This window comes from Chitinophaga caeni (genome assembly GCF_002557795.1).
GTDB classification, from domain to species: Bacteria; Bacteroidota; Bacteroidia; order Chitinophagales; family Chitinophagaceae; genus Chitinophaga; species Chitinophaga caeni.
Genome location: NZ_CP023777.1, coordinates 1,545,801 through 1,571,113 on the forward strand (window position 1 = coordinate 1,545,801; position 25,313 = coordinate 1,571,113).

A 25,313-nucleotide genomic window follows, 5' to 3' on the forward strand; every position below is an offset into this window, starting at 1 on the left:
TCACGAATTATATTAATAGATTATTCCATGTTTTCTTCTCCTAATGTCCGTTACAACATTTTTTAGTTATAAAAAAATTTTTCCTATTTGTTAACGATATTATATTTGAGAGTTAAATTTTCGTTAAACAACTAAATCATGCTTATGAGGAAAAGGCTCGTCGTGCTTTTCCTGCTCCTGGTCACCCTGGCCGGGCAGGGGATGGCGCAATCCCGTACTATTACCGGTACGGTAACTTCAGTTGAAGACGGTTCGCCAATTATCGGTGCAACCGTAATAATCAAAGGAACCAATTTGGGTACAGTTACGAATGTAGACGGAACTTACTCGCTTAATGTACCGGACGGTAAGGATATCTTGATATTCAAATTTATCGGCATGTCGGACAAAGAAGTGAAAATTTCCGGCTCTACGGTGAATGTTACATTGCAAGCCGATGTAAAAACACTTACAGAAACTGTCATCACGGCAAATGCCATCAAGAGAGAAAAACGCTCCCTGGGCTATTCTGCTCCCACGGTAAAAAGTGATGAGTTAACAAGAGGCCAGGCGCCCAGCGCTTTGAATGGTCTTTCCGGTAAAGTTGCCGGTGTAAACATCACCGGTACTGCTAATGCCCCCGGTAGTTCTTCCCGTATCGTATTACGTGGCGGTTCTTCCATCGCTGGAAATAACCAGGCGCTGATCGTGGTGGATGGGGTACCTATCGACAACAGTAGTCAAATAGGTGGTTCTTCCTTAGCGTCAACTGACTTTGGTAACCGTGCCAATGATATCAATCCAGATGATATCGAATCTATGACAATCTTGAAAGGCCCTGCTGCCGCGGCTTTGTATGGATCGCGTGCTTCTAATGGCGCCGTGATCATCACTACAAAATCAGGTAAGAAAGGTGCTGGTAACAAGAAAAATGAAATCACTTTCAACTCCGCGGTAACATTTTCCAATGTCCTGAAACTTCCTGAGCTTCAGAATGAGTACGGTCAAGGTGGTGGCGGACAGTTGGATCTTCGTGAAAACTGGAGCTGGGGTGCTAAATTCAACGGCGAAATGCAGGGCTGGGGTCAAGAGATCAACGGCGTTCGCCAAGAAAAGCCTTATGTAGCGCAACCTGATAACATCAAGAATTTCTTTGAATTAGGTAGGTCTGCTAATAATAATTTGTCAATCTCCGGTGCCGGTGAAAAGTCGACTTATTACCTGTCTTTAAACGCTTTGAACTCCGATGGGGTAATGCCGGGTGATTATGACAAGTACAACAAGTACAGTGTAAGGTTTAACGGTACTACTGAATTGAGCAACAAATTTACTAGCTCTATCAACGTGAGTTATACTAAGATTAACAGCAACATGGTTGCAGGTGGTCAAGGTGCCTCATCCGTTTACAACAACGTATTACAAACTCCGAGGGACATTCCTTTGGACAAGATGGGTAATTTGAATAATCCTTATTATGGTTATGATTTAGATAAAGGAACTTACGGGTATTACGGTGCTTATACAGTAAGCCCTTATTTTATCCTGAAAAATTACCAGAACAACAACTACGTTGATCGTGTAGCGGGTAACTTCGCGTTGCATTACAAGGCCAACAGTTGGTTGGAAGTTACGAACAGGTTAGGTGCCGATGTGTATTCTGATCGTCGTAACTACATCGCGCCTAAATTCTCGGTAAAACCGGTAGATCAAAGCGGGGTTGATTATAACCAAAACAATATTCGTAGTAATGTTGGTTCTTACTCCGAAGTAGAATATAACCTCTCCGAGATCACCAATGATTTGATGATTACCGGTAAGAAACAATTAACGCAGGATTTGAGCCTTTCCGTAATGCTAGGTAACAACATCCGTCAACGTGCTTACCATTCCTTGAGCGCCGCAACAAATAGCAGCGGTTTGGTTATTCCGGGTTATTATAATCTTGCTAATAGTAACGGGAATCAGACCACTTCTAATTATGACGAAAAACGTCGTTTAGTAGGGGTTTACGGAGCCATTAACCTAGGTTATAAGGACATGTTGTACTTGGATATGACAGCGCGTAACGACTGGTCATCAACATTACCGAAGAAGAACAATTCATTCTTTTATCCAAGCGTAAGCGGTTCATGGGTATTTACCGAGTTATTGAAGGATAAAGGAATTTCCAATATCCTGAACTATGGTAAATTGCGTGCGAACTTTGCACAGGTAGGTAATGATGCAGATCCGTATTCATTAACAAACTATTATTCTAAAGCAAGTATTAATGGCGGCTTTGGTTCAACAATATTTCCTTTCAACGGCGTACCGGGTTTTACCGTGTATGATGAAGTAGGGAATCCTAACTTGGAGCCGGAAATTACTACCGCGTATGAAATCGGTACCGAATTAAATTTCTTCAATAACAATTTAACGGTTGACTTTAGTTATTATCACAACATTTCCAAGAATCAAATTATCCCGGTACCGTTAGCGTATTCTTCCGGGTATGTTCAAGCAACGTTGAATGCCGGTAAAATTGAAAATAAGGGAGTTGAATTATCATTACGCGGTACACCTATCCGTACTTCTTACGGTTTGAATGTAGAATTCTACGGTACATTTACGAAGAATGTTAGTAATGTAATCAGCGTGAAGACTGGCCAGTTAGTGGTTGGTGGATTCAACGGTATGTCCATCGTAGCAGCAGAAGGTCAACCTTATGGTTCGTTCTACGCTGTAGACATTGCCCGTGATGACAAGGGACGTGTAATTGTAGATGAAGATGGATATCCTGAATGGACTGATAGCCCACGCTATTTAGGCTCTTACAATCCCGATTACCAAGCATCTCTCGGAACTAATATCCATTACAAAGGTTGGAATTTTAATATGCTCTTTGAAACCAAACAAGGAGGCGTATTCTTCAGCCGTACTAAGGATATTATGGCATTCGTAGGTACATCCGCGGAAACAGTACGCGGAGGACGTGATCCTCATATCTGGCCTAATTCTGTGTACTTGGATGGAGATGGAAAATATGTTGAAAATACTGACAGGAAATTTAATCCGGAAGTTTATTATCCAAGCAATATGCCCCCGGGAACAAGCATCGTGGATGCTTCTTATGTAAGGCTGCGCGAGGCTAGCTTGTCATATAGGTTGCCTAAAAACCTGTTGAATAGAACACCTTTCGGTGATATTACCCTGGGTTTATTCGGCAATAACTTATTCTTATGGACGGCCAAATCCAACGAGTTCGCAGATCCGGAGATCAACTCTACGGGTGCTGGAAATGCTCAAGGGTTCGACTTCACGGCACAACCATCATTGCGCAACTTCGGTTTCAACGTGAAAGTTTCTTTCTAGTATTTGATAAGTTAAATGTTTGAAAATGAGAAAAATCAATATAAAAACTACAGTAGTTGCCATGGCGATTGGTGCCACGGCAATGACTGGTTGTTCGAAGTTCCTGGATGTTAACCAAAACGGGAACTTGCCGGAAAAGGTAGATCCGAACTTAATACTGCCTACAACAGAAGCAACTATTGCCCATGTGGTAGGTAATAATTTGCACCAATACGGTTCATTTTGGGCCCAATATTTTACCCAGAATCCCGGTTCTTCGCAATATAAAGTCTTGGATCAGTATATGTCCGTAAACTCTTCTTTTGATAGGCAGTGGGGATTGATGTATAGCAGTGCCATGACCGATTTGAAGAATATTATAAAGCTGTCTTCCGAGAATACAGATTATAGATTATACGGAGCCATGGCGAATATTATGCTAGCGTATGATCTACAGTTATTGACGGATGGCTTCGGTGATATTCCTTATACGGAAGCCGGTCAAGGTTCCGAGAATATTACACCTAAATACGAATCTCAAAAAGCAATTTACGATTCTATCTTTTCTTTAATCGATAAAGGGATAGCTTCTTTTGCGGAAGGTGGGGTTATTACTCCTAAAAAAGAGGATTTAATCTTTGGTGGCGACATCAATGCATGGGTGGCCTTCGCGAATACCTTGAAACTTAGGGCGTGCATGCGTTTGTCTTACCAACCTGAAGCGCAGGAAATGGTAGAAGCAGCTTTGCAATCACTGGAAGGAAAAACATTCTTAACTCAAGATGCAAAGATAGAATACTATGCTGCGGGTGGTTTCGGTAATCCATTCTATGAAGAAATGCTGGGTTTAGGTAAAACTCAGAATGTAGTGGGTAGTGCTACGGTAGTAAATCAACTGAACGCAAATAATGATCCTAGGGTTGGTAAATTCTTCCAATTAAATAAGGATACCGTTTATATGGGTATCCCGCAAGGTAGTTATAATACAACCGAGGAGGATCCATCATTCCCAACGGCTGCTATAGCCGGTGATGCACAGGATATTAACTCTGCAACTGCACCGGTAAAATTAATGTCTGCTTCCGAGAGCTATTTCTTGCAAGCGGAAGCAGTTGCCCGTGGATTAATGAGCAGTGGTGATGCCAAAGATTTATTTGAAAAAGGTATCAAGGCAAGTTTTGATGCTTACGAAGTGAGCTCCGCTGATGCTGAGGCCTATTTACAAAACGAACCTGTGGCACAGTTTCCCACATCCGATATTAATGCGCAGGTTAAAGCGATTATCACGCAAAAATACTTCGCGATGTGTGGGAACCAAAGCTTCGAGGCTTGGACAGAATGGCGCAGGACGGGATTCCCCGATTTCTTCGTAATGTCTGAAGTAGGAAGTTTAGGTGGTAAGTTTCCAACACGGTTCTTATATCCTAATAATGAATTAGTTAGGAATCCTAATACACCGAAAGGCGTTAGTCTCAGTGACAAAGTTTGGTGGGATGTGAAAGACTAGATTCTTTACATATCAAGATAAGTTTAGGGTGATGGAGTACTTCCATCACCCTATTTTTTTGTTTATGCGGTTGATTCTCAGTAGGAAATTTTAATTTCGATCAACTTTTTAAACTTACGTTTGTTATTTATACAGCGGCTAATTTGCCTGGAATTTCACGGAAACCCAAAGACGGAAACTATAGAATGGATAACCCACAGTTGACTAGAAGATAAACCTTGCTTTAAAATTTGGATGATGTAACCTTAATAGCACAAAGAATTTAAGAAACGGGAACTATTTGAACTGCTATAGCAAGTGGTTAAAATTCATTTGCCAAGTACTTTATTATTTGCTGAACCAGCATCAATAATAAAGCTTTTGGTATTTGAAAACAGGGAGATTATTTCTTGAAAAATCTTGTAGGGAAGTCTTCAACAGCCGAATTTGTTAACGATCAAGATCAATTTGGATTTAAAAGGTATTAAATACTATTAAATGACCCACTTTAAAAGCAATTCTATGTAAGATGAAACAATTACCATGCTTATTTATTCCCGTTTCCTCTGGATCTTAAAAATTTATTTACCAAAATCAAATGCTACATGAAAAGAGTTCTACTCGCCCTGCTCATGGCAATATTCTTTGTCGGGCAGGTGTTTGCGCAAACCCGAACCATCAAGGGGAAAGTAACCTCTGCCGAGGATGGTACTCCAATTATTGGCGCAACAATTATTGTTAAAGGAACTAATCTCGGAACCGTAACGAGCGTAGACGGTACTTATTCTATTAATGTACCTGAAGGCAGAAACGTGTTAATCGTCAAATTTATCGGTATGAAGGAGAAAGAAATAACAATCTCCGGAAATACTATGGATGTGTCGCTCGAACAAGATATAAGAACTTTGAATGAAACCGTCATTACCGCTCAGGCTATCCGCCGCGATAAAAGTTCCCTGGGATATTCGGCCCCAGTAATCAAAAGCGAAGAAATCATGAAAGGCCAAAATCAAAGCGCCTTAAATTCTCTCAGTGGTAAAGTTGCAGGTGTAAACATTACAGGTACCGCCAATGCTCCCGGTAGTTCTTCCCGTATCGTATTAAGGGGAGGTTCTTCTATTACCGGTAGCAACCAAGCCTTGATTGTTATTGATGGTATCCCGATTGATAACTCCAGCGTGATCGGCGGAAGCAGCTCGCTTTCTTCCATCGATTTCGGTAACAGGGGTAATGATATCAACCCGGATGATATCGAATCGATGACAGTCCTGAAAGGTCCTGCTGCCGCCGCCCTGTACGGATCTAGGGCATCGAACGGCGCCTTGATCATTACCACCAAATCTGGTAAGGGTGGACGGAAAAATATGGATATCACCTTTAGCACTACCGGTACCTTGTCAAGAGTATTGTCATTACCGGATTTGCAAAACAAATATGGACAGGGTGGCACCCAGATTAATCCCGATGGTACCTTCTTTAATTATGATGATCCCAAGGAAAATTTCAGCTGGGGTTTCCCCTTTGATGGTCAACCGAAGGAATGGGGACAGGAAATTAACGGGGTGCGTCAAATGAAAAATTATTCCGCCTTACCGGATAACGTGAAAGATTTCTTTGTAACCGGTAAAGCACTAACAAATAATCTTTCATTAACGGGGGGCAGTGATAAAACTGCTTACTATTTGTCCCTCAATTCATTGAATTCTGATGGGGTAATGCCGACATCCGCCGATTTATATAACCGCTATAGCGTGCGCTTTAACGGGAGTGCAGAACTGGCCAAAAATTTCAAAACTTCCGTATCACTGAATTATATCAAGATAAATAGCGATATGATACAAGGGGGCCAGGGGGTTGCCTCGGTATTTGATAACGTATTACAAACACCGAGAGATATTCCATTAAACGGTAAGAACCTGAAGAACCCGTATAATACGATGGAAGGAACCTTATTTGATGGTGATGGTAATAGCCTCTACGGCTTTTATGGTGCTTACACCGTAAACCCGTATTACCTGTTGGCCAAATACAAGAACCAAAATAACGTGGATCGTATTACCGGTAATTTTACCATTTCCTGGGCGCCTGCCGAATGGATAGATATTACCAATAGGGCTGGTGTCGATTATTATTCGGATCGCAGGAAATTTAAATATCCTAAATTCTCCAGTATGCCCGCGGACTCTACTACGGGTAACTATAGCGCCGAAGATAATGTGCAAGGTTACGTAGGTAAGTACGGCGAATCTGAGATTAACGTTTCAGAAGTGTTGAACGACTTGATGATTACTTTCAAGAAAAGGTTCAGCACAGATTTTAGCGCTTCCTTGTTAGTTGGTAATAATATCCGGCAAAGTCAATTTAACCAGTTAAATTCTGAAACCAATTCCGGTGGGTTGGTGATTCCCGGCTGGTATAACCTTAATAATAGTGATGGCCCCGTGCAATCTACTAACTTTTATTCCATCAAGCGTTTGATCGGTTTATATGGAGAGTTGAATTTGAATTATAAGGATATGTTATACTTAGGGGCTACTGCCCGTAATGACTGGTCTTCAACCTTGCCGAAAAAGAATAACTCCTTCTTCTATCCAAGTGTGAATCTATCTTGGATTTTTACGGAGCTGATGAAAGATTCAAAAATTAGTAACATACTGAATTACGGTAAGTTAAGAGCCAGCTACGCAGAGGTAGGTAATGACCCTGATCCGTATTTATTGAAAACATATTATGATAAAACTACCGTCAGCGGTGGGTTCGCGAGTATCATCTTCCCATTCCAAGGCACATCCGGTTTAACATTGGGTGACCGGATCGGTAATGAGAACCTGAAACCTGAAAAAACTTCCGCATTCGAAGTAGGTACCGAGTTAGGTTTCTTTGAAAACAGGTTGTATATCGACTTCTCCTATTATCAAAACAGGTCAAAGGATTTGATTATTCCTATACCTATCTCTCCTTCCACGGGCTTCACTTCTAGGGTGAGCAATACCGGTGAAGTAAAGAACAGCGGTGTAGAATTGATGGTGCGTGGTACCCCGGTTAAGACCCAATCAGGCTTTACATGGGAAATTTACGGTACATACACCCGCAATAGGAACAAGGTTGTTTCCTTGTTGGAAGGTGTAGATCAGATCGTGATCGGTGGATTTAGCGGTATGGCTATCGTGGCGGCAGTCGGAAAACCATACGGTACTTTTTATGCCCAGGACTTACTTAGGGATGATCAAGGTAGGGTAGTGGTAGATGGAACGACCGGCTTGCCGAGGTTTACGCCAACCGCTGTTTACTTGGGATCTTATAATCCCGATTACCAAGCCTCATTAGGATCTAATTTCAGTTACAAGAATTTCTCCTTCAGTTTCTTGTTTGATACGAAGCAAGGGGCGGAATTTTATTCCCGCACCAAGAGTATCATAGCATTCAACGGTACTTCGTTAGAAACAGTTGAAGGCGGACGGGAAGCGCGTATCTGGCCTAATTCTGTAATTGAAGATCCCAACACGCCTGGGAAGTACGACTTGAATACCACGGCTAAATTTTACAATTACGATTATTACGCCAACCAAAAAAACAGGCCAAATGGACAAGATGTGATCGATGCCTCTTTTATCAAGTTGCGCGAAGTTAATCTTACGTATAGTTTACCTAAAACGCTTTTATCGAAAGCGAATATCGGCGCGGCATCCGTTAGCCTGTTTGGTAATAACTTATGGATTCATAGGGCTGGAAATAATAAGTATGCCGATCCGGAAATTAACTCCGGTGGTTCAGGTAATGAGCAGGGCTTCGATTTTACGGCCCAGCCATCGCTTGCAAACTTTGGTATGAACTTAAAAATTACATTCTAACCCTTAAAAGCTGATAAATATGAAACGTTTATATCATTTTTGGCTGGCAGCAGCTTTTATTATTTCAGTATTGGCCTTACCGGGTTGTTCGAAGTTTCTCGATGTAAATGATAATCCAAATGCAACCGAAACGGCCAACCTGGACCTGGTACTGCCTTCCGCACAAGCTGCCATCGTGCAAGCTTACGGTTTACAATATACTATCAACGGTGGAATGTGGATGCAATATTGGACGCAGAATCCATATGCAAACCAATATAAAGCCATCGATAGCTATAATATGGAACCTGCAAATTTTGATAGGCAATGGTCGTTATTATATGCAACCGCCGCTTCGGATCTTACCACCTTGACAGATGGAGCCGGTGCCGCGAAGAATGCCCAATTTTCCGGTGTGGCTTACTTGCTAAAAGCGTACACTTTTCAATTGTTAACCGATGCGTTTGGTGATATTCCTTTATCTGATGCCTTGAGAGGAGCCACTGTTTTAAATCCTAAATACGATCCGCAGCAGCAAGTTTACGACAGCGTATTTACCTGGATCAAGAAGGGTTTAAGCCTGTTGGATCCTAACTCTGCCTACCCGATTGAATCCGGTGATTTAATTTACGGCGGCGATGTTGATAGTTGGATCGGGTTTGGTAATACAATGTGGCTAAGGGCGGCGATGCGAATTTGCAGGGTTGATGAGGCAAAGGCGAAGTCTGAGATTAGTGCGCTATTTGCAACGAATCCAACTTTTATTCAAGATGATGCACAGATGGAATTTCAAAATGTTGGGGGAGCTCGTAGTCCTATATATGCCGAAGCAGTCGCATTGCAGGTAATTAATATCCGTTCAAGCGCTACGGCTATTGACCGGTTGAAAGCTAACAATGATCCCCGTATCGCGAAATATTACTCACAAATTTCCGCAGGAGGATATGTTGGCTTGCTGCAAGGGGATTATAATTCCCAACCTACACCGGGTACATATTCCAGTGTATCATTGAACTGTATCGGTCCTGTTGCGCCCGTTAGGTTACTCTCCGTTGCCGAGTCTTATTTCCTGAGATCTGAAGCGCGTGCCCGTGGGTATTCGACCGAAAGTGATGCGCAGTCTTTATACAATGAAGGCGTTCGTGCTAGCTTTACAACGCAGGGTTTAACAACGGCTGCCGCGGATACTTACCTGGCGCAAAGCAGTGCAGATGCTCCCGACGTAGCTTGGCCCGGCGATATGGCAACTCAAATTAAACGCATCATAACACAAAAGTATTTTGCATTCTGTGGGAATGAAACTTTTGAAGCATGGTGCGATTGGAGGAGGACAGGATATCCCGATTTCCTAATCCGTTCCGTAAATTCTGCTTTCCCCGGCGATACAAAACCTACCCGTTTCTTGTATCCAAATGTTGAGATTACCAGGAATGGTAATTTCCCCGGTGCAAAATTATTGACGGATAAAGTATGGTGGGATATAGACTAAGGAGCATATGCTTAGGTGAATAGAATCCTTACCTGTTTATTTCGATACTAGTATTTCATACTGAAATGAGCTTGGAACTTATTTTCAATCTTATTTCAATTGTTAGGTTAAATAATGTAATGGCTAAAACTAGCCGGTATCTATTGAAGCAAAAAAATGCAGCCTACCTAGGTGGGCTGTATTTTTTTATTAAGCAGAAACGAAACGGTTTCAGAAATAGAATACGTTTTTCGTAGGTTAATTCAAATGATTATTATCTTTCCTTTATTCTAATACCTGCACTGCACTTTTTTCTCGGCTCTCGAATAAGCTTATAAGTATAAATGCCATTTGATTAAATAGTTTGCTAATTAGCCGGGTTAAGCCCTGGAGTATTTATGAACCCATTAAACTTATGCAATCGGGTCAATTCAAGTTGTAGCGTCAATTCTATTAAGAAAGAATTATTCATGCCGAATAAATTTCTTGGTAAGGATAACTATATAATTTCTACAATAGAATAATCATTTCATAAATAGAATAATCATTTAATAATTTTATGCCCTGCCTATTCACTACCGGTAAAAGCATGGCTTCGCCAAACCCTTCCGAAATAAAAGGATCAATAAATTGATAGGATGATCAATTGCATGCATTTCCGTTTTAATGATCAACAATTGTTTTGGCCAATAGGTGCACTAGAATGAATTGATGAATAGTTATTTATTCTAGGGCAGGTTTCAGTTTTAGTTATAATGCATTCGGTCCTGGGATTTATTAAAAATTGATTGCGGGTTAATGTTTGGTTTTGGGGGAATGCATTTGGGGTGGGATGGGGTATGCAGAAATCCCCATCCCTAGAAACATTACCGCTGTATTTGGCCTATACATTGGACCTGTTCCTTGCTTTTTTAATTAGTTTTTCTCATGCCTTACTTTTTTTGGTCGATTTATTATTTATATTATGAAATAAATGACTTTGATGCTTTACGATCATTTGCTTTCCATTCTAAAAAATCCTTCCAAGTAACTCTTAAAAACTCATCCAGTTTAAAACATTTCTCTTGCATCAAAAAATTTCTTCTAACAAGGTTTAAATTAACATAACTCATAGATGCACCATTTACTAGGAATGTAGATCGGTGCATAATGGCCAGTATAGAAATTTGCACTATTCAATTAAGCGAATTCTCATGATTTAATTAAGCACATTCTTATGATTCAATTGCGCGAATTCTCATGATTCAATTACGCGAATTTTCATGATTTAATTAAACGTATTCTTATGATTCAATTATGCGAATTCTTATGATTTAATTAAGCGAATTCTCATGATTCAATTATGCGAATTCTCATGATTCAATTACGCGTATTCTAATGATTTAATTAAGCGTATTCTCATGATTCAATTACGCGTATTCTAATGATTTAATTAAGCGTATTCTCATGATTCAATTACTCGTATTGTCATGATTTAATTAAACGTATTCTCATGATTCAATTACGCGCATTCTCATGATTTAATTAAGCGAATTCTCATGATTCAATTACGCGAATTCTCATGATTTAATTAAACGTATTCTCATGATTCAATTATGCGTATTCTAATGATCTGATCTATTTATAATCATATTTCAAAACATTATTACTATATACAATTTAATACTTTATTAAGCATAGGATTCCCATCCGGTAAAATAGATTCAATTTTACCGGGGCAAAGTTGTTGTTATTAATGGTGATTGAATTATATATTTACTCAACTATAATCACAGCGAGTTAAAAGCCTACTTTTTCTTCGACTCTAAACTCAATGTAGCTACCAGCTTTTTGGTAATCTGGCGCTCCTGCGTTTTGATCATGTAAATTATCTCTTGCCCTGTTTCAACAATAGTAGTGGTTAACTTGTCGAAATACTCTTTAATGGTTTGAGTTTGATCTGCTTTCTTCGGCGGTTCTGCTATCAGCTTGGTTTTACCTGTTAGTTTTGCTCCTATTGAATATTTGTAATGGTCAAAATCAATAAGGTTAACTACTGAAACTCCAAAAACATCGGCAATTTGCACTAGCTTAAAAATCGATAACTCCTTTACCTTATCACGCTCGATATTTCCATACGCTGTTGTACTCATCTTTAATTGCTTTGCCACGTAACTTTGCGTGTAATGCCTTAAAATTCTTATTTCCTTTATGTTCTCACCAATGCTCATCTTATTCATGTAAAGCATTAGTGCAATCAATGTTTTAGTAAATCACCAGGATTTAAAAGTAGAACATTCCATAAATGGGACAAAGAAATCTCAAGTGTGAGTTGAGAACTTAATTGAAATTATAGGTATTCTCAAGTGAAACATAACATTTGCAGTTTTATATTATTCATAAAAAAAGGAAGGCAAGTTAAATACTTACCTTCCTTCTCCATATTTCTTAAAGCATATAATTAATGGATCAACTCTTTTAATTTATCCGTTAATGCCGCGCCTCTTAAGTCTGCCGCTACCACTTTGCCATCCGGGTCAATTAATAAATTTGCCGGGATCGCGTTGATATTATATAATCTTGCTGCTTCACTTTCCCAACCTTTCAGATCGCTTACATGCGTCCAGGTCAATTGATCATCAGCGATTGCTTTTTCCCAGTTCTCTTTTTTATTGTCAAGGGATACACCCAAGATCGTGAAGTTCTTGTTTTTAAATTGATTGTAGGCATTCACCACGTTGGGGTTCTCTTTACGGCATGGCCCGCACCAGCTAGCCCAGAAATCTACCAATACATATTTACCTTTAAAAGAACTTAACGACACTTTTTTGCCGTTCACAGTCGGCAAGGTAAAATCTGGCGCCGGTTTACCGATTAAGTCGGACAGCTCGGGAGCATCTGCATTTGCTTGCGCAGTTTCTCCCATGGAATTAATTTGTTCATGCAGCTCCTTGACCATCGTGTTGCCAGGGAATTTCTTTACAAGATCAGCAACGGCTGTCTTGATGTTACCCAACTCTTCATTACCGTTCGGTCTTAACATGCTGATTGCCAAAGCGCCAACTACGGGCGACTTGGTGTCCTTGGCTACCTGCATAAAGTAACCGTTTAAGGATTTGGAGTTTTGCTCGAATTGTTTTTGTTTCGTTTGCAATAAGCTATCACTTCCGGGTACTTTGCTCAAGCTATCCAACTCCATCATCTGGTTGGTTAGTTCTGTATTTTTTGCGCTCAACTCGGAAAACATCTTTTGTAATTCTACAGATGCATCCGACCCGGTAATTTTTACATGTTCCAAATCATTGTAATCACCTTTGATTTGCATATCGCCCGCATCTAGTGCCAGGAGGATGTACTTGCCTTCGTCTATACTAATGCGGTATAAGCCTTGCTCTGCTACCATTCCCTCCAAGGCAAATTTACCACTGGCGTCCGTGATGTTAGCCGTGTCTACTAGTAAAGGCTCATTAATAGTTAATTCTTCCAAGCTCACTTTTTTCAACGGTGCATGATCTAACTGGACATCGATTTTGAATGCGCCTTTTTCCGGCTCGTTTTTACAACTTACCATCAAAGTTGTCGCGACTGCTAATAGGAATGCAAGTTTTTTCATCTATAATTTTTTTATATACGTATCAACCGTAGGAATTCAAAAGTACTAACTATCGTTAGAAAAAGATGTTAAAGTTCTATGATAATATAAAACGGCAAACGGGCTGCCGTAACATACTATATATTACGGCAACCCGTTTGCAGCGTGAAATTTTTTATTTATTGACCCAACTTGCTTGCTAGCAACTGGTTTGTCAATTTTGGGTCGGCATTTCCTTTGGAGCGCTTCATTACTTCTCCTACGAACATGCCAATCAATCCTTTCTTTCCCGCTTTGTAAGCGGCAACTTTACCTGGGAATAATGATAAAACTTCATCGATGATTATTTCAAGGGAGCCCGAATCGGTATTTTGCAGTAAGTTCATTTCCGTCGCGAGTTCCAAGGGCGATTTGGCAGGCGCTTCCAGCAAGGCGGGAAATAATTTTGATGAAGCCGCGGAAAAACTAAGCTTTCCTTCCTGGACGAGCAAAATTAAGTCTGCCATTACCTGCGCAGGTAATGGGAAGGAGTCCATATCGATACTTTTGTCATTCAGGTAAGACTTGATCGGGCCGAGCATCCAGTTGGATGCGGCTTTGTAATGGGGCGTGAGGGTTGTTAGTGACTCGAAGTACAGGGCGGTACCTTTGTCATCGCATATCACGCGGGCATCATATCCTGGTAATCCCAGCTTGGTGGTGTATTTTTCGACCAACTCGTTCGGCAGGGCAGGAAGCTGCAACCTAATTTCTTCGATGAAGGCATCCGTAAAGTTGAAAGGCGCTAGGTCCGGCTCCGGGAAATAACGGTAATCATTGGCTTCTTCCTTGGATCTCATCGGGAAGGATGTGCCCGTACTGGCATCAAAACTGCGGGTTTCTTGTTCAATACGTCCGCCGGATTCAACAAGTTGGATTTGCCTTGAAATCTCAGCTTCTATCGCTCTCTTCACATTCCGGATGGAGTTCATATTTTTTACTTCTACCTTGGTTCCCAGCTTTGTTTCACCCTTTGGACGGATTGAGATATTCGCATCGCAACGCATGCTGCCTTCTTCCATATTGCCATCGCAGACCTCGATATACCTCACTAGGCGGCGTAATTCCGTTAAATAGGAATAGGCATCTTCCGCGTTGTGGATGCATGGTTCGGTAACGATTTCAACCAAAGGTACGCCCGCGCGGTTATAATCAACATAGGTATAAGCTGGATCAAGATCATGTATGGATTTGCCGGCATCCTCTTCCAAGTGTATCCTATTTAAATGTACCTTTCCGGTACCTGCTGCGGTGGGTATATCAACATATCCGCCGATGCAGATCGGGGCGGTATGTTGCGATACCTGGTAGCCTTTTGGCAGGTCGGGATAGAAATAGTTTTTACGGGCAAAATAATTCTCTTTTTCTATCTCGCAGTGGCAGGAGAGACCCAAGCGGATGGCATATTCTACCGCTTTCTTGTTCATGAAAGGCAAAGTTCCGGGATGAGCCAAGGTAATAGGGCTGATATGTGTATTAGGCGCACCGCCGAATGCAGCGCTATCGGCCACGAACAATTTGCTGGCGGTTTGCAACTGTGCATGCACTTCTAAACCTATTACTGCTTCATACTTATCTTCGATCGTTGCACTCATAAAATGATTTTTGTAGGATATTTATTTTTACAAATGTATTTAAAAGTCCGTTTTGATTATTGTTTGTTCATGAAATTAATATAAAATTTGAATATTATTCAAATAATTATGGTTTGTATAGAAAATATTTAAAATGACTGAATATTCATCAATCTTTAAGGCGCAGCGTGATTATTTCCTCTCCGGGGCCACGCGCAGCTATGATTTTCGGAAGAAACAACTGAAGAAATTAAGATCCATGTTGCAGGATCATGAACAAGATTTATTAGATGCGCTTTATAAAGATATGCGTAAACCGGGCTTCGAAGCCTACAGCAGCGAATTGGGTTTCGTGTACAACGAAATTAACCACGCCTTGAGGCAACTCTCCCGGTGGATGGAGCCTATACCCGCAACCGCGCCGTTGACGGTCTTCCCTTCCAAGGCAAAAGTTATCCGGGAACCACTCGGTGTCGTATTAATTGTGGCCCCTTGGAATTACCCGGTGAATTTATTGATAACCCCCTTAATCGGCGCCATGGCGGCGGGCAACTGTGCCGTATTGAAGCCGTCGGAACTCGTACCCGCTACCAGCAGCTTATTGGCCCGAATGTTTTCAGAAAACTTTGCCCCAGATTATATAAACGTCGTGGAAGGTGATGGGGCGGAAGTGGTTCCACGTTTAATGGAACACAGGTTTGATCATGTTTTCTTTACTGGTAGCATTCCTGTTGGGAGGAAAATTTACGAGATGGCTGCCCGGCAATTAATTCCTGCAACCTTAGAGCTTGGTGGAAAATCTCCCTGTATCGTCGATGAAAAAGTTGATCTGGCCGTTGCTGCTAAGAGGATTATATGGGGTAAGACATGGAATGCAGGCCAAACATGCATTGCACCGGATTACTTGCTTGTTCAAGAAAATATAAAAACAAAATTGATCATCGCCATGCAACAGGCCATAACGGACCTGTTGGGACAAAACGTTCAAGAAAGCGGCGATTATGCCAGGATAATAAATGAAAAACATTTCGATCGGCTGATTACTTATTTAAATGATGGTAAAATCGTTTGGGGTGGGCAACACGACAAGCAAGATCTTTTTATTGCACCCACGTTATTAACGCGGGTTGACCTGGATATGCCGGTAATGCAAGAAGAGATTTTCGGACCTATCTTGCCGGTTCTATCATTTAAGGACAAGGAAGAAGCATTGGGTATTATCCGGCAGCGACCTTTCCCGTTATCTTGTTATATTTTTACTAAGAATACCGCGTTCGAAAGGTTTTTTGTAGAACAACTTTCATTCGGTGGTGGATGTATCAATAATACCCTGGTACATTTAGTGAATACCAATATGCCATTTGGCGGTGTCGGTTATAGTGGCCTGGGAAAATATCATGGTAAATATTCTTTCGAAACATTTTCACATTATAAAAGTATTACGAAGACGGGTACTTGGCTTGATGTCAAGTTGAAATATGCTCCTTATAAAGAAAAGCTTTCCTGGTTGAAGATATTCATGAGCTGATCCATAAAAGAAAGGCCCCTGCGATTTTGCAGGAGCCTAAACTTACAGTTTCTCTGAATTGAGTTGTTTCGGGATAGGGATGCTCAACTTTTGTTGCTTCCCATTTCTCGAAATTACAAGGTTTAAGGTGCTTCCCGGTTTATTAGCCGCTGCATAAGCATCGGCAACATCTTTAGCGCTGGCAACGGCTGTGCCTGCAATATTTAAGATGATATCATTTTCCTGTAAACCTGCTTTACTAGCCAATGATCCTTGTTCAACACTAATGATCGTGGCGCCTTTACCATCTTCCCTGTCTTGAACTTCAATTCCCAATCGCTTGCTGTTCCTGTCATTGAAGTTAAAGAACCTTTTAAACATCCCGCGGTCGCTAGGGTTTGCCCTTAAGTCTTCAAATATTAAACCGCCCGGCTTTCTATAACCCATTCCAAGGTCTTGTTCTTTCCTAGCCTGTAATTTGGCTTTAGTAGAATGTTCTTTTTTATCGCGGAGGTAGGTGACGGTTATTTCTTTACCCGGGTCATACTTGGCAATGGTCTCGAATAATTTTTTAGGCTCATCGATCATTATTTGATCGATTTTAGTGATTATATCGCCTTCTTTTAAGCCGGCTTTATCAGCGGGGCTGCCCGGTTCAACTTTTATAACGGTGGCGCCCGCAGCTTCTTTTTTTTCGGTCATAACACCAAGCAAGGCTTTACCGGGTTTTATCATCCAGGTACCTTGGCGGGGTTCTGGATCTGGAAAGGATTCCCAGGAGTTTCCCGGTAAAAATTGCAAATCATTCCCGTTCATGGGAACGATTTTGCGCAACTGAACGCTAAGGTCACTATCTTGCAAATTTTGATCTAATTTTTTCCCGTTCACATACACATCATCTCCTTTAAACTCGATCGTAACCTTGCTGTCTTTATCATTTTTTCGTTTGATGACCAATTCGTCATATTCGCCCCAAGCGGATTTATTTTCTTCCTTGGTATTTTGTGCTGAAGCCCAATCAGGCATAATTAGGGCGCTTGCAACAACGGCCAAAAAACTGAACTTCTTTAGACGTTCTTTCATGGTAGTATGCAATTTTTTGTTGATGTAACAAAATTAAAAGCAGATGCTATCAAGAAAAAGTTAAAAGAGGCGTTTGTACTGTAAGGGAATGTTAAAAATGAAGGGGACTTATGCTTTTTTGGCTTGGTAGTTCATCCAGTATTTAAATACCAAGGCTCCCGCGATCGCGCCTAACGTGTCGAATAAAACATCGTACATATCGAAGCTGCGGCTGGTAACCAGGTACTTTTGGATAAATTCGATCGCTAATCCGTATAAGCCTGCAAGGATCACCACGGAAATGATGGCCAAGTTGGACAATGCCTGGCGCGATTTGTACAAACCGTAACAAATCAATACCACGATACCGGCAAATAAGCCGAAATGAACAATTTTATCGAAATGGATCTTGTCGAGGAAGGACACCTGGGGTAAATCTTTACCCGGGAGGGTACATAAAACAAGAATGAGGATGATCCATAATATTGCGGGTATAAAAAAACGTATCATCCTCATTCTGTCGATATTTAGCTTTAAAAAATTATTCTCCTACTAGGGCTTGGTAAGCTTCTGCTGATAATAATGCTTCTACATCGGCAGGGTTCGTTACGGTCATTTTTACCATCCAACCTTCACCGTAAGGATCTTGGTTGACCAATTCCGGTGATGCATCTAGTGCAGGATTCACTTCGTCAATTGTTCCGGCAATAGGTAAAAACAGGTCCGAAACCGTTTTTACGGCTTCTACAGTACCGAAAATTTCTTCTGCACTTAATGATTTACCAACGCTGGTAATGTCAACGAATACGATATCACCCAATTCACGTTGAGCAAATTCAGTGATGCCGATAGTGGCCACATTACCCTCCAACGAAATCCATTCGTGGTCTTTGGTATAACGCAGGTTTGATGGAAAATTCATATACGATTGATTTTAGGCCGTAAAATTAAAGATTGTAGCCAGAAAAATAAAAACTTTTAGTTCGGATAAATACCAGTACTAGCCGATCATCGGCAAATTGACAAACATTAGAAGAAAAGGAACTTCTTCTTAAGCTTGATTTTCATCGGAACGTCTGCCAGTGGCCGGTTCCTTGCATCGGTTTTCAACGCGGCAATCTTATCGATCACGTCCATGCCTTTTATTACCTGCCCGAACACGGTATAGCTCTGATCCAAATGCGGTGTGCCGCCGGAGGTTTTGTATACTTCCCTTTGATCTACCGGGATTTTGCGGCCGCCAAGGCGTTTTTGCTCAACCATATCAAGTTCTTCGTCCGTGAAGACTTTTCCCTGTACGATGTAGAACTGGCAACCGGAGGAGGCTTTTGCCGGGTTGTTATCGCGTGCCGCTGCCAGGGCGCCTTTTCTATGGTAAAGGTCAAGCTGGAATTCGGCCGGGATAGTGTAGGGGGTATCGCCGTTGCCGAGCTCTTCGCCCGGTTTCGCATGTTTAGATGTCGGGTCGCCGCCCTGGATCATGAAATGCTCTATCACGCGGTGAAACAGGGTACTGTCGTAAAAATGTTGCTTCACCAACTTGATGAAGTTATCGCGGTGCTGCGGCGTTTGGTCGTATAGTTTAACGATCATCGTGCCATAGGGAGTAATAATTTTAACCTTTCGGTTTTTCGCGATGGTAAAACTTACGAGTAACAAGCAGCAGCAGGAGAGTAACAGTTTTTTAATCATAATAAAATTAGATGGAGGGGTGAAACCGGTTTATAGGTCGAAATAAGCTAAAACGTATTCTTTTAGGAATTGTTCTTGTTCTTGCAAACCCATTTTGGGTACGGGGGATATTTCCTTGAAATGTGGCCATCCTTCTTTGTCCAATCCTTCGAAATTATAATATCCGCCTTGGCTGAGCAAGGTACAAACAGCTACGTGCATGAGGTCCTGTTTCTGCTCTTTGCTATATTTCTTTTTAAATTTTTGTAATTCCTGTACGCCTATTAAAAAAAGGATGGCTTCCATGTTCGGAGTCTTTCCGAATCTCTCTGCCAGTGTATCTTCCAGGGTTTTCCACCTCGTCACAAAGTCGTCTTGCGTCATGATTTATCAATTAAAATGATATTAAAATATTTAATTTTTCTTGTCAAATGTACGCTTTCGCTAAAAAATCTGTGTAATATCCACTAGCTTTCTTAAATTGGAATTTTTTTTAAACCATATTTATAGGCCAACGGTACACCTAACCAACAAGTTTAACAGCATTTTAACTGCTAGAAACCTTCCTGGTGGCTCATTGGTACTTTGGAATACTTATTTTAGCAACCTCGAAATGTACATCGCATGGAAAATACATCGCAAGACATCCGTCAACTCAATGAAAAGATTCACCAGGCTAGCGCATTTGTTGATCTGCTAAACTTGGAATTAGGAAAAGCCATCGTTGGTCAAAAATACATGGTGGAAAGGTTGCTCATAGGCTTATTGGCACAGGGGCACGTCCTGTTGGAAGGTGTTCCGGGCTTGGCCAAGACGCTTTCGATCAAATCCCTTTCTTCTGCCATCAATGCTAAATTCAGCAGGATACAATTTACCCCGGATCTATTGCCTGCCGATGTGGTGGGTACCATGATCTACAACCAGCAGAAGAATGAATTCGTGGTAAGGAGAGGCCCCATCTTCGCTAATTTTATATTAGCAGATGAGATCAACCGCGCCCCCGCAAAAGTGCAGAGCGCCTTGCTGGAAGCAATGCAGGAAAAGCAAATCACGATCGGGGATACCACCTTTAAATTAGAAGAACCCTTCTTGGTATTGGCTACACAAAACCCGATAGAACAAGAAGGTACTTATACGCTGCCGGAAGCGCAGGTCGATCGTTTCATGCTTAAAGTAGTGATCGGCTATCCAACCAAGGAAGAAGAAAGGTTGATCATCCGCCAAAACCTGAATCCTGACGGGATGGCGAAGATCGCCCCGATAGTGAGCCCGGAAGAAATCTTGGAAGCGCGTAAATTGGTTAGGGAGGTTTATATGGACGAGAAGATCGAACGTTATATCCTCGATATCGTATTTGCAACCCGTAACCCGGAAGAATATAAACTGCAAAAGTTGAAGCCGCTGATCGCTTACGGTGGTTCACCGAGGGCGAGCATTAACCTGGCGCTAGCTTCTAAGGCTTATGCTTTCATGAAACGCCGTGGCTACGTTATACCTGAAGATGTGAGAAGCGTTTGCTTCGATGTAATGCGTCACAGGGTCGGTTTAACATACGAAGCGGAAGCCGAAAATGTTACCAGCGAAAACATTCTCAACGAAATCCTCAACGCGGTAGAAGTGCCTTGATGCAAATAACTGCAAAAAGATCTGTACCTATAACTGTTGATAACCGATCGTCATGGAGACTTCTGAAATATTAAAGAAAGTTCGTCAAATAGAAATCAAAACCAAGGGATTGTCTAATCACATCTTTGCAGGTGAATATCACAGCGCTTTTAAAGGTCGTGGTATGAACTTCAGCGAGGTGAGGGATTATCAATTCGGTGATGATGTGCGGGCCATCGACTGGAATGTAACAGCGCGCTTTAACCACCCTTTCATCAAGGTTTTCGAAGAAGAAAGAGAATTGACCGTAATGTTGTTGGTGGATATGAGTGAAAGTGAAAGTTTCGGTACTACCAAGCAAAGTAAACGCGAGATGCTTACCGAGATCTGCGCGGTAATTGCTTTTAGCGCGATAAAGAATAATGATAAAGTCGGGGTGATCTTCTTCTCTGATGGGGTAGAAAAATATATTCCTCCGAAGAAAGGTAAATCGCATATCCTGTTTATCATCCGTGAATTATTATCATTCGAACCGAAGAAAAAAGGCACGAACATTGCCGAAACATTACGTTTCTTCAATAATGCTACCAAGAAAAGAAGTATCGTATTCCTATTGAGCGATTTTATCTCGAAAGAATACCAGGATGCCTTGAATATCGCCGCAAAAAGGCATGATATGGTAGGTATCCATGTTTACGATCCGAGGGATAAGGAGCTGCCGCCCGTCGGTTTAATCCAATTAAAAGATGGAGAAACCGGGCAGATGCAATGGATCGATGCTTCCGATAAAAAAGTTAGAAATTATTATACACAACATTTTATACAACATCAACAGTATTGTAGGAATGCCTTCAAGAAAAGCGGTGCCGAATTGGTTTCCATCGCAACTGATGAAGACTATGTAAAAGCATTGCAGGGCTTTTTCTTGAAACGTGTATAATCTTTGTGCAACCTTAAAATGATCATGCGAAAAAAGCAGATTACCATACCGTTACTTTTATGGGCTTGTATTTGTTGCCTTTCGGCATGGCCCATGCTATCTAACGCACAGCAGAAAGAAAGCTACTTCGAAGTAAAGGCCGTTCCCGATAGTACCGATATCCGCATCGGGGAACAGGTTACAGTGCAACTCAGCGCCAAGGTTCAAACCTGGGCATTGAAAGGCGCCAACTTCAAAGTAATCTTCCCCATCGTTCCCGATACTTTCAATCATTTGGAAGTCATCCAAAAATCCGACCTGGATACTTCTAAAAGTAATGAAAATGAAAAGTTCTTCAGTAGGACTATCACCGTTACAAGCTTTGACAGCGGTAGTTGGCAATTTCCCCCGATGAAGTTCGAAGTGTACTCGGTAACAGATGGATCTTATGACTCCGTATTCACCGAGCCCTTTGATATTAATGTTAATACGGTAAAAGTAGATACCACGCAGGCTTTTAAGCCTATTAAGAATATCCAGAGTGTCAATTACGGCATTATGGATTATATATGGTTTATCGTGGGTGGTATCTGTTTAATAATCCTGGTCATAGGGATCATTCATTATCTGCGGACAAGGAACAAGAAACCGGTCCCTGTTGAAACGAAGCCGAAAGAAAGTCCATATGAACGTGCGATGCGTTCATTGAACGAGATGAAAGAGCAAAAAGCATGGGAGCAATCGGATAGTAAGTTGTATTATACGAACCTGACGAATGTTTTGAGGATTTATTTTGAGCAGCAATTCAAGATCTCTGCCCTGGAACAAACTACGGCGGAATTACTGGAAAATATTAAGCCGGTAACCGTTCTCAACCAGAAGAAAGATAAGTTGAGATCCGTATTAACCCTGGCTGATTTGGCTAAGTTTGCCAAGCTACAACCCGGTACCGGTGAATTGGAAAGCAGCTTGCAAACAACGATCGAGATCGTGGAGTGGACCAAGGCAGCTGTAGATAATGCCGCAGCAAAAGAAGCCGCCGAAGCACAAAAAAATACTAACGAATAATTTGCAATAAATAGATGAACATAGAATCGTGGAAACATATCACCTTTGCACATCCTTATTTCTTTTGGTTGTTGCTTTTGTTGCCCGTATTCATTTATTGGCAATTAAAACAAGCCAAGCGATCAGAGGGTAGTTTTCAAATCTCCAGCTTACAGGGTTTGAAAGGCTTGCCCGTGTCATGGAAAGTAAGGCTAAGGCCCTTGCTGTTCATCCTCCGGTTGTTGACGTTTACGGCATTGGTCGTGGCGATGGCAAGACCGCAATCATCCAATACAACGGAAAATATTGAAAGTGAAGGGATCGATATCGTGTTAGGAATCGATATTTCTGGAAGTATGTTGGCGGAAGATCTGAAGCCCAACAGGATGGAAGCTGCCAAGAAAGTAGCTATGGACTTCATCGATAGCCGTATCAGTGACCGCATCGGGCTAGTTGTTTTTGCAGGGGAAAGTTTTACACAATGCCCCATTACGACCGATCATGAAGTATTAAAGTCGCAGTTAGCACAAGTAAAAAGCGGTATGTTACAAGATGGTACCGCGATAGGAATGGGCTTGGCAACATCTGTAGACCGCTTGCGTGAAAGTAAAGCTAAAAGTAAAGTCATCATCTTGCTGACAGATGGTGTAAATAATACTGGATTAGTTGATCCGCTGACTGCCTTGGAAATAGCGAAAGCATTTAAAGTGCGTGTATATACCATCGGGGTTGGAACAACTGGCAGCGCCCCTATGCCGATGCCAATGCCGGATGGCAGCATCCAGGTGGTAATGCAACAGGTTCAGATCGATGAACCGTTGATGCGTAAAATAGCCACTGAAACCGGTGGTCAATATTTCCGGGCAACGAACAATGCATCCTTGGCCAATATTTATCACGAAATTGACAAGTTGGAGCGCACCAAGGTAGAAATCACATCCTTTAAAAGATACCAAGAACATTTCTTCCCATTTGCCATGATTGCCTTGGCATGCTTATTCTTAGAAGTTGTACTGAGGTACACCTTGTTCCGTAGGTTGCCTTAGTTTGCGGAAATAGCCGTATTTTCGTGTTTTAAATAAGCGAATTTGCAAGCGACAGTTTATAGATCCACCGGGAGCTGGTACACCGTGAAAACGGCCGAAGGAAAAATGTTACAGGCCCGTATGAAAGGTGTGTTCAAAAAAGATGAAGACATAACTTCTACTAACCCGGTAGCAGTAGGGGATTCCGTTGAGATCGAGATGGAGGAAAATAGTGCCGATGGTAATGCGATGATTACGGATATCCATCCCAGGAAGAATTATATCGTCCGGTTATCTCCCCACGGCAGGCATAAAAAACACATCATCGCTGCGAATATGGACCAGGCGGTTTTGATTTGCACGCTTAAGCAACCTAAAACTTCCCAAGGCTTTATAGATCGTTTCCTGGTAACCGCGGCGGCATATCATATCCCCGTGGTATTGGTATTTAATAAGAAAGATTTATACAAGGCCAAGGAAATGGCACATTACGAATACTGGGAATCGCTGTACACCGATATCGGTTATAAGGTGATGCTGGTATCTGCCGATACGAAGGAAGGTGTAAACGAGTTTATCGATTGCCTCGCTAATAAAACGACCTTGGTTTCCGGCCATTCCGGTGTGGGGAAATCATCTTTGATCAACTTGGTACTACCCGGTGCGGAGTTGAGAACTAAGGCAGTTAGCGATTGGTCCGGAAAAGGCTTGCACACCACTACCTTTGCTGAAATGTTTGATATCCCGGGCGGCGGTAGCATTATCGATACACCCGGCATCCGTGAGCTCGGGATAGTTGATATCGAGAAAAGCGAGCTATCGCATTACTTTTTGGAGATGCAACCTTATCTTCAACAATGCCAATTTAATAACTGCTTACACGTCAACGAACCCGGTTGCGCCGTGAAGGAAGCCGTGAGGGAAGGTTTGATCGATGAAGACCGGTATGTAAGTTATGTAACCTTGTTAGAAAGTATCGGCGCCAAAGACTACAGGGTATAAGTGTTTTAGTGCCTACGATGGAAAAGTCCTTTCTTGGGAGGATTACTCATTTCCTCTAAAACTTTCTCCGCACCTTTATTACGCTCGTTTACAGGGCAACCTTTTTTCTGTGTTCGGCAAGCAATCGTCGATAAGGAAACCAATACGCACAAAATCATTAACTTATTCATAGGAGGATGAGTTTGGATTTCAATATTG

At 41.7% G+C, this 25,313-nt stretch carries 19 protein-coding genes; 10 read left to right on the plus strand and 9 right to left on the minus strand.

All coding sequences use genetic code 11. The annotated features are described in order from the left end of the window. Window positions 1-144 precede the first annotated feature (144 nt). The 4 genes from COR50_RS06515 (at window position 145) to COR50_RS06530 (ending at window position 10,114) form a co-directional block, all read left to right on the plus strand. Entirely contained in the window at window positions 145-3,330 is a 3,186-nt protein-coding gene (locus COR50_RS06515; protein ID WP_098196118.1) for a SusC/RagA family TonB-linked outer membrane protein, read from the plus strand. A gap of 25 nt (window positions 3,331-3,355) precedes the next feature. Continuing rightward, window positions 3,356-4,816 (plus strand): SusD/RagB family nutrient-binding outer membrane lipoprotein, encoded by a 1,461-nt coding sequence (locus COR50_RS06520; protein WP_098193247.1) that lies wholly within the window; start codon window positions 3,356-3,358, stop codon window positions 4,814-4,816. A gap of 584 nt (window positions 4,817-5,400) precedes the next feature. Then, entirely contained in the window at window positions 5,401-8,646 is a 3,246-nt protein-coding gene (locus tag COR50_RS06525) for a SusC/RagA family TonB-linked outer membrane protein (protein ID WP_098193248.1), read from the plus strand. 19 nt (window positions 8,647-8,665) lie between these two features. After that, the gene (locus tag COR50_RS06530) at window positions 8,666-10,114 is read left to right on the plus strand and encodes a SusD/RagB family nutrient-binding outer membrane lipoprotein (RefSeq protein WP_098193249.1); all 1,449 of its coding nucleotides are present in this window, start codon (window positions 8,666-8,668) and stop codon (window positions 10,112-10,114) included. 1,766 nt (window positions 10,115-11,880) lie between these two features. Here the strand turns inward: COR50_RS06530 and COR50_RS06540 are convergent. The 3 genes from COR50_RS06540 to gatB all read right to left on the minus strand — a co-directional run bounded on the left by COR50_RS06540 (window position 11,881) and on the right by gatB (window position 15,298). Further along, window positions 11,881-12,312: a helix-turn-helix domain-containing protein gene (locus COR50_RS06540; protein ID WP_157760654.1), complete on the minus strand. Its 432-nt coding sequence runs from the start codon at window positions 12,310-12,312 to the stop codon at window positions 11,881-11,883. A 221-nt stretch (window positions 12,313-12,533) separates the two neighbouring features. Beyond that, window positions 12,534-13,685 (minus strand): redoxin domain-containing protein, encoded by a 1,152-nt coding sequence (locus COR50_RS06545; RefSeq protein WP_198405791.1) that lies wholly within the window; start codon window positions 13,683-13,685, stop codon window positions 12,534-12,536. A gap of 158 nt (window positions 13,686-13,843) precedes the next feature. Further along, a complete protein-coding gene (gatB, locus tag COR50_RS06550) occupies window positions 13,844-15,298 on the minus strand; it encodes an Asp-tRNA(Asn)/Glu-tRNA(Gln) amidotransferase subunit GatB (protein WP_098193252.1) in 1,455 nt (484 codons plus the stop codon). Between the two features lie 133 nt (window positions 15,299-15,431). Between gatB and COR50_RS06555 the strand changes: the two genes are divergently transcribed. Then, window positions 15,432-16,805, plus strand: a complete 1,374-nt coding sequence (locus COR50_RS06555) for an aldehyde dehydrogenase (RefSeq protein WP_098193253.1) — start codon at window positions 15,432-15,434, stop codon at window positions 16,803-16,805. Between the two features lie 42 nt (window positions 16,806-16,847). Here the strand turns inward: COR50_RS06555 and COR50_RS06560 are convergent, their stop codons facing one another. The 5 genes from COR50_RS06560 to COR50_RS06580 form a co-directional block, all read right to left on the minus strand. Continuing rightward, window positions 16,848-17,867, minus strand: coding sequence for a PDZ domain-containing protein (locus COR50_RS06560; protein WP_098193254.1), 1,020 nt, complete (start codon window positions 17,865-17,867; stop codon window positions 16,848-16,850). Between the two features lie 108 nt (window positions 17,868-17,975). Next, window positions 17,976-18,356 (minus strand): VanZ family protein, encoded by a 381-nt coding sequence (locus COR50_RS06565; protein WP_157760656.1) that lies wholly within the window; start codon window positions 18,354-18,356, stop codon window positions 17,976-17,978. A 31-nt stretch (window positions 18,357-18,387) separates the two neighbouring features. Further along, on the minus strand, window positions 18,388-18,768 hold the full coding sequence (gene gcvH, locus COR50_RS06570) for a glycine cleavage system protein GcvH (RefSeq protein ID WP_098193256.1): 381 nt from the start codon (window positions 18,766-18,768) through the stop codon (window positions 18,388-18,390). Between the two features lie 107 nt (window positions 18,769-18,875). After that, window positions 18,876-19,538 (minus strand): peptidylprolyl isomerase, encoded by a 663-nt coding sequence (locus COR50_RS06575; RefSeq protein WP_098193257.1) that lies wholly within the window; start codon window positions 19,536-19,538, stop codon window positions 18,876-18,878. A 30-nt stretch (window positions 19,539-19,568) separates the two neighbouring features. Next, a complete protein-coding gene (locus tag COR50_RS06580; protein WP_098193258.1) occupies window positions 19,569-19,901 on the minus strand; it encodes a hypothetical protein in 333 nt (110 codons plus the stop codon). A gap of 240 nt (window positions 19,902-20,141) precedes the next feature. Here COR50_RS06580 and COR50_RS06585 point away from each other — a divergent pair, with 240 nt between their 5' ends. The 5 genes from COR50_RS06585 to rsgA are packed head-to-tail and all read left to right on the plus strand — an operon-like array spanning window position 20,142 to window position 25,115. Further along, window positions 20,142-21,143 carry an AAA family ATPase gene (locus COR50_RS06585; RefSeq protein WP_098193259.1) on the plus strand — a complete coding sequence of 334 codons (1,002 nt, stop codon included), beginning with the start codon at window positions 20,142-20,144 and terminating at the stop codon, window positions 21,141-21,143. Window positions 21,144-21,195: 52 nt separating this feature from the next. Further along, a complete protein-coding gene (locus COR50_RS06590) occupies window positions 21,196-22,062 on the plus strand; it encodes a DUF58 domain-containing protein (protein ID WP_098193260.1) in 867 nt (288 codons plus the stop codon). Window positions 22,063-22,086: 24 nt separating this feature from the next. Then, window positions 22,087-23,109, plus strand: a complete 1,023-nt coding sequence (locus COR50_RS06595) for a hypothetical protein (protein WP_098193261.1) — start codon at window positions 22,087-22,089, stop codon at window positions 23,107-23,109. A gap of 14 nt (window positions 23,110-23,123) precedes the next feature. Continuing rightward, window positions 23,124-24,134 carry a vWA domain-containing protein gene (locus tag COR50_RS06600; RefSeq protein WP_098193262.1) on the plus strand — a complete coding sequence of 337 codons (1,011 nt, stop codon included), beginning with the start codon at window positions 23,124-23,126 and terminating at the stop codon, window positions 24,132-24,134. Between the two features lie 42 nt (window positions 24,135-24,176). After that, entirely contained in the window at window positions 24,177-25,115 is a 939-nt protein-coding gene (gene rsgA, locus COR50_RS06605; RefSeq protein WP_098193263.1) for a ribosome small subunit-dependent GTPase A, read from the plus strand. Between the two features lie 5 nt (window positions 25,116-25,120). Here rsgA and COR50_RS22260 read toward each other — a convergent pair whose 3' ends face one another. Continuing rightward, window positions 25,121-25,285 (minus strand): hypothetical protein, encoded by a 165-nt coding sequence (locus COR50_RS22260; protein WP_157760658.1) that lies wholly within the window; start codon window positions 25,283-25,285, stop codon window positions 25,121-25,123. Between the last annotated feature and the right edge of the window lie 28 nt (window positions 25,286-25,313).

Excerpts from the sequence above, each read along its gene's own strand:
- COR50_RS06515 (WP_098196118.1), top strand. The coding sequence starts at position 145 with ATGAGGAAAAGGCTCGTCGTGCTTTTCCTGCTCCTGGTCACCCTGGCC.
- COR50_RS06520 (WP_098193247.1), top strand. The coding sequence starts at position 3,356 with ATGAGAAAAATCAATATAAAAACTACAGTAGTTGCCATGGCGATTGGT.
- COR50_RS06525 (WP_098193248.1), top strand. The coding sequence starts at position 5,401 with ATGAAAAGAGTTCTACTCGCCCTGCTCATGGCAATATTCTTTGTCGGG.
- COR50_RS06530 (WP_098193249.1), top strand. The coding sequence starts at position 8,666 with ATGAAACGTTTATATCATTTTTGGCTGGCAGCAGCTTTTATTATTTCA.
- COR50_RS06540 (WP_157760654.1), bottom strand. The coding sequence starts at position 12,312 with ATGAATAAGATGAGCATTGGTGAGAACATAAAGGAAATAAGAATTTTA.
- COR50_RS06545 (WP_198405791.1), bottom strand. The coding sequence starts at position 13,685 with ATGAAAAAACTTGCATTCCTATTAGCAGTCGCGACAACTTTGATGGTA.
- gatB (WP_098193252.1), bottom strand. The coding sequence starts at position 15,298 with ATGAGTGCAACGATCGAAGATAAGTATGAAGCAGTAATAGGTTTAGAA.
- COR50_RS06555 (WP_098193253.1), top strand. The coding sequence starts at position 15,432 with ATGACTGAATATTCATCAATCTTTAAGGCGCAGCGTGATTATTTCCTC.
- COR50_RS06560 (WP_098193254.1), bottom strand. The coding sequence starts at position 17,867 with ATGAAAGAACGTCTAAAGAAGTTCAGTTTTTTGGCCGTTGTTGCAAGC.
- COR50_RS06565 (WP_157760656.1), bottom strand. The coding sequence starts at position 18,356 with ATGATACGTTTTTTTATACCCGCAATATTATGGATCATCCTCATTCTT.
- gcvH (WP_098193256.1), bottom strand. The coding sequence starts at position 18,768 with ATGAATTTTCCATCAAACCTGCGTTATACCAAAGACCACGAATGGATT.
- COR50_RS06575 (WP_098193257.1), bottom strand. The coding sequence starts at position 19,538 with ATGATTAAAAAACTGTTACTCTCCTGCTGCTGCTTGTTACTCGTAAGT.
- COR50_RS06580 (WP_098193258.1), bottom strand. The coding sequence starts at position 19,901 with ATGACGCAAGACGACTTTGTGACGAGGTGGAAAACCCTGGAAGATACA.
- COR50_RS06585 (WP_098193259.1), top strand. The coding sequence starts at position 20,142 with ATGGAAAATACATCGCAAGACATCCGTCAACTCAATGAAAAGATTCAC.
- COR50_RS06590 (WP_098193260.1), top strand. The coding sequence starts at position 21,196 with ATGGAGACTTCTGAAATATTAAAGAAAGTTCGTCAAATAGAAATCAAA.
- COR50_RS06595 (WP_098193261.1), top strand. The coding sequence starts at position 22,087 with ATGCGAAAAAAGCAGATTACCATACCGTTACTTTTATGGGCTTGTATT.
- COR50_RS06600 (WP_098193262.1), top strand. The coding sequence starts at position 23,124 with ATGAACATAGAATCGTGGAAACATATCACCTTTGCACATCCTTATTTC.
- COR50_RS22260 (WP_157760658.1), bottom strand. The coding sequence starts at position 25,285 with ATGAATAAGTTAATGATTTTGTGCGTATTGGTTTCCTTATCGACGATT.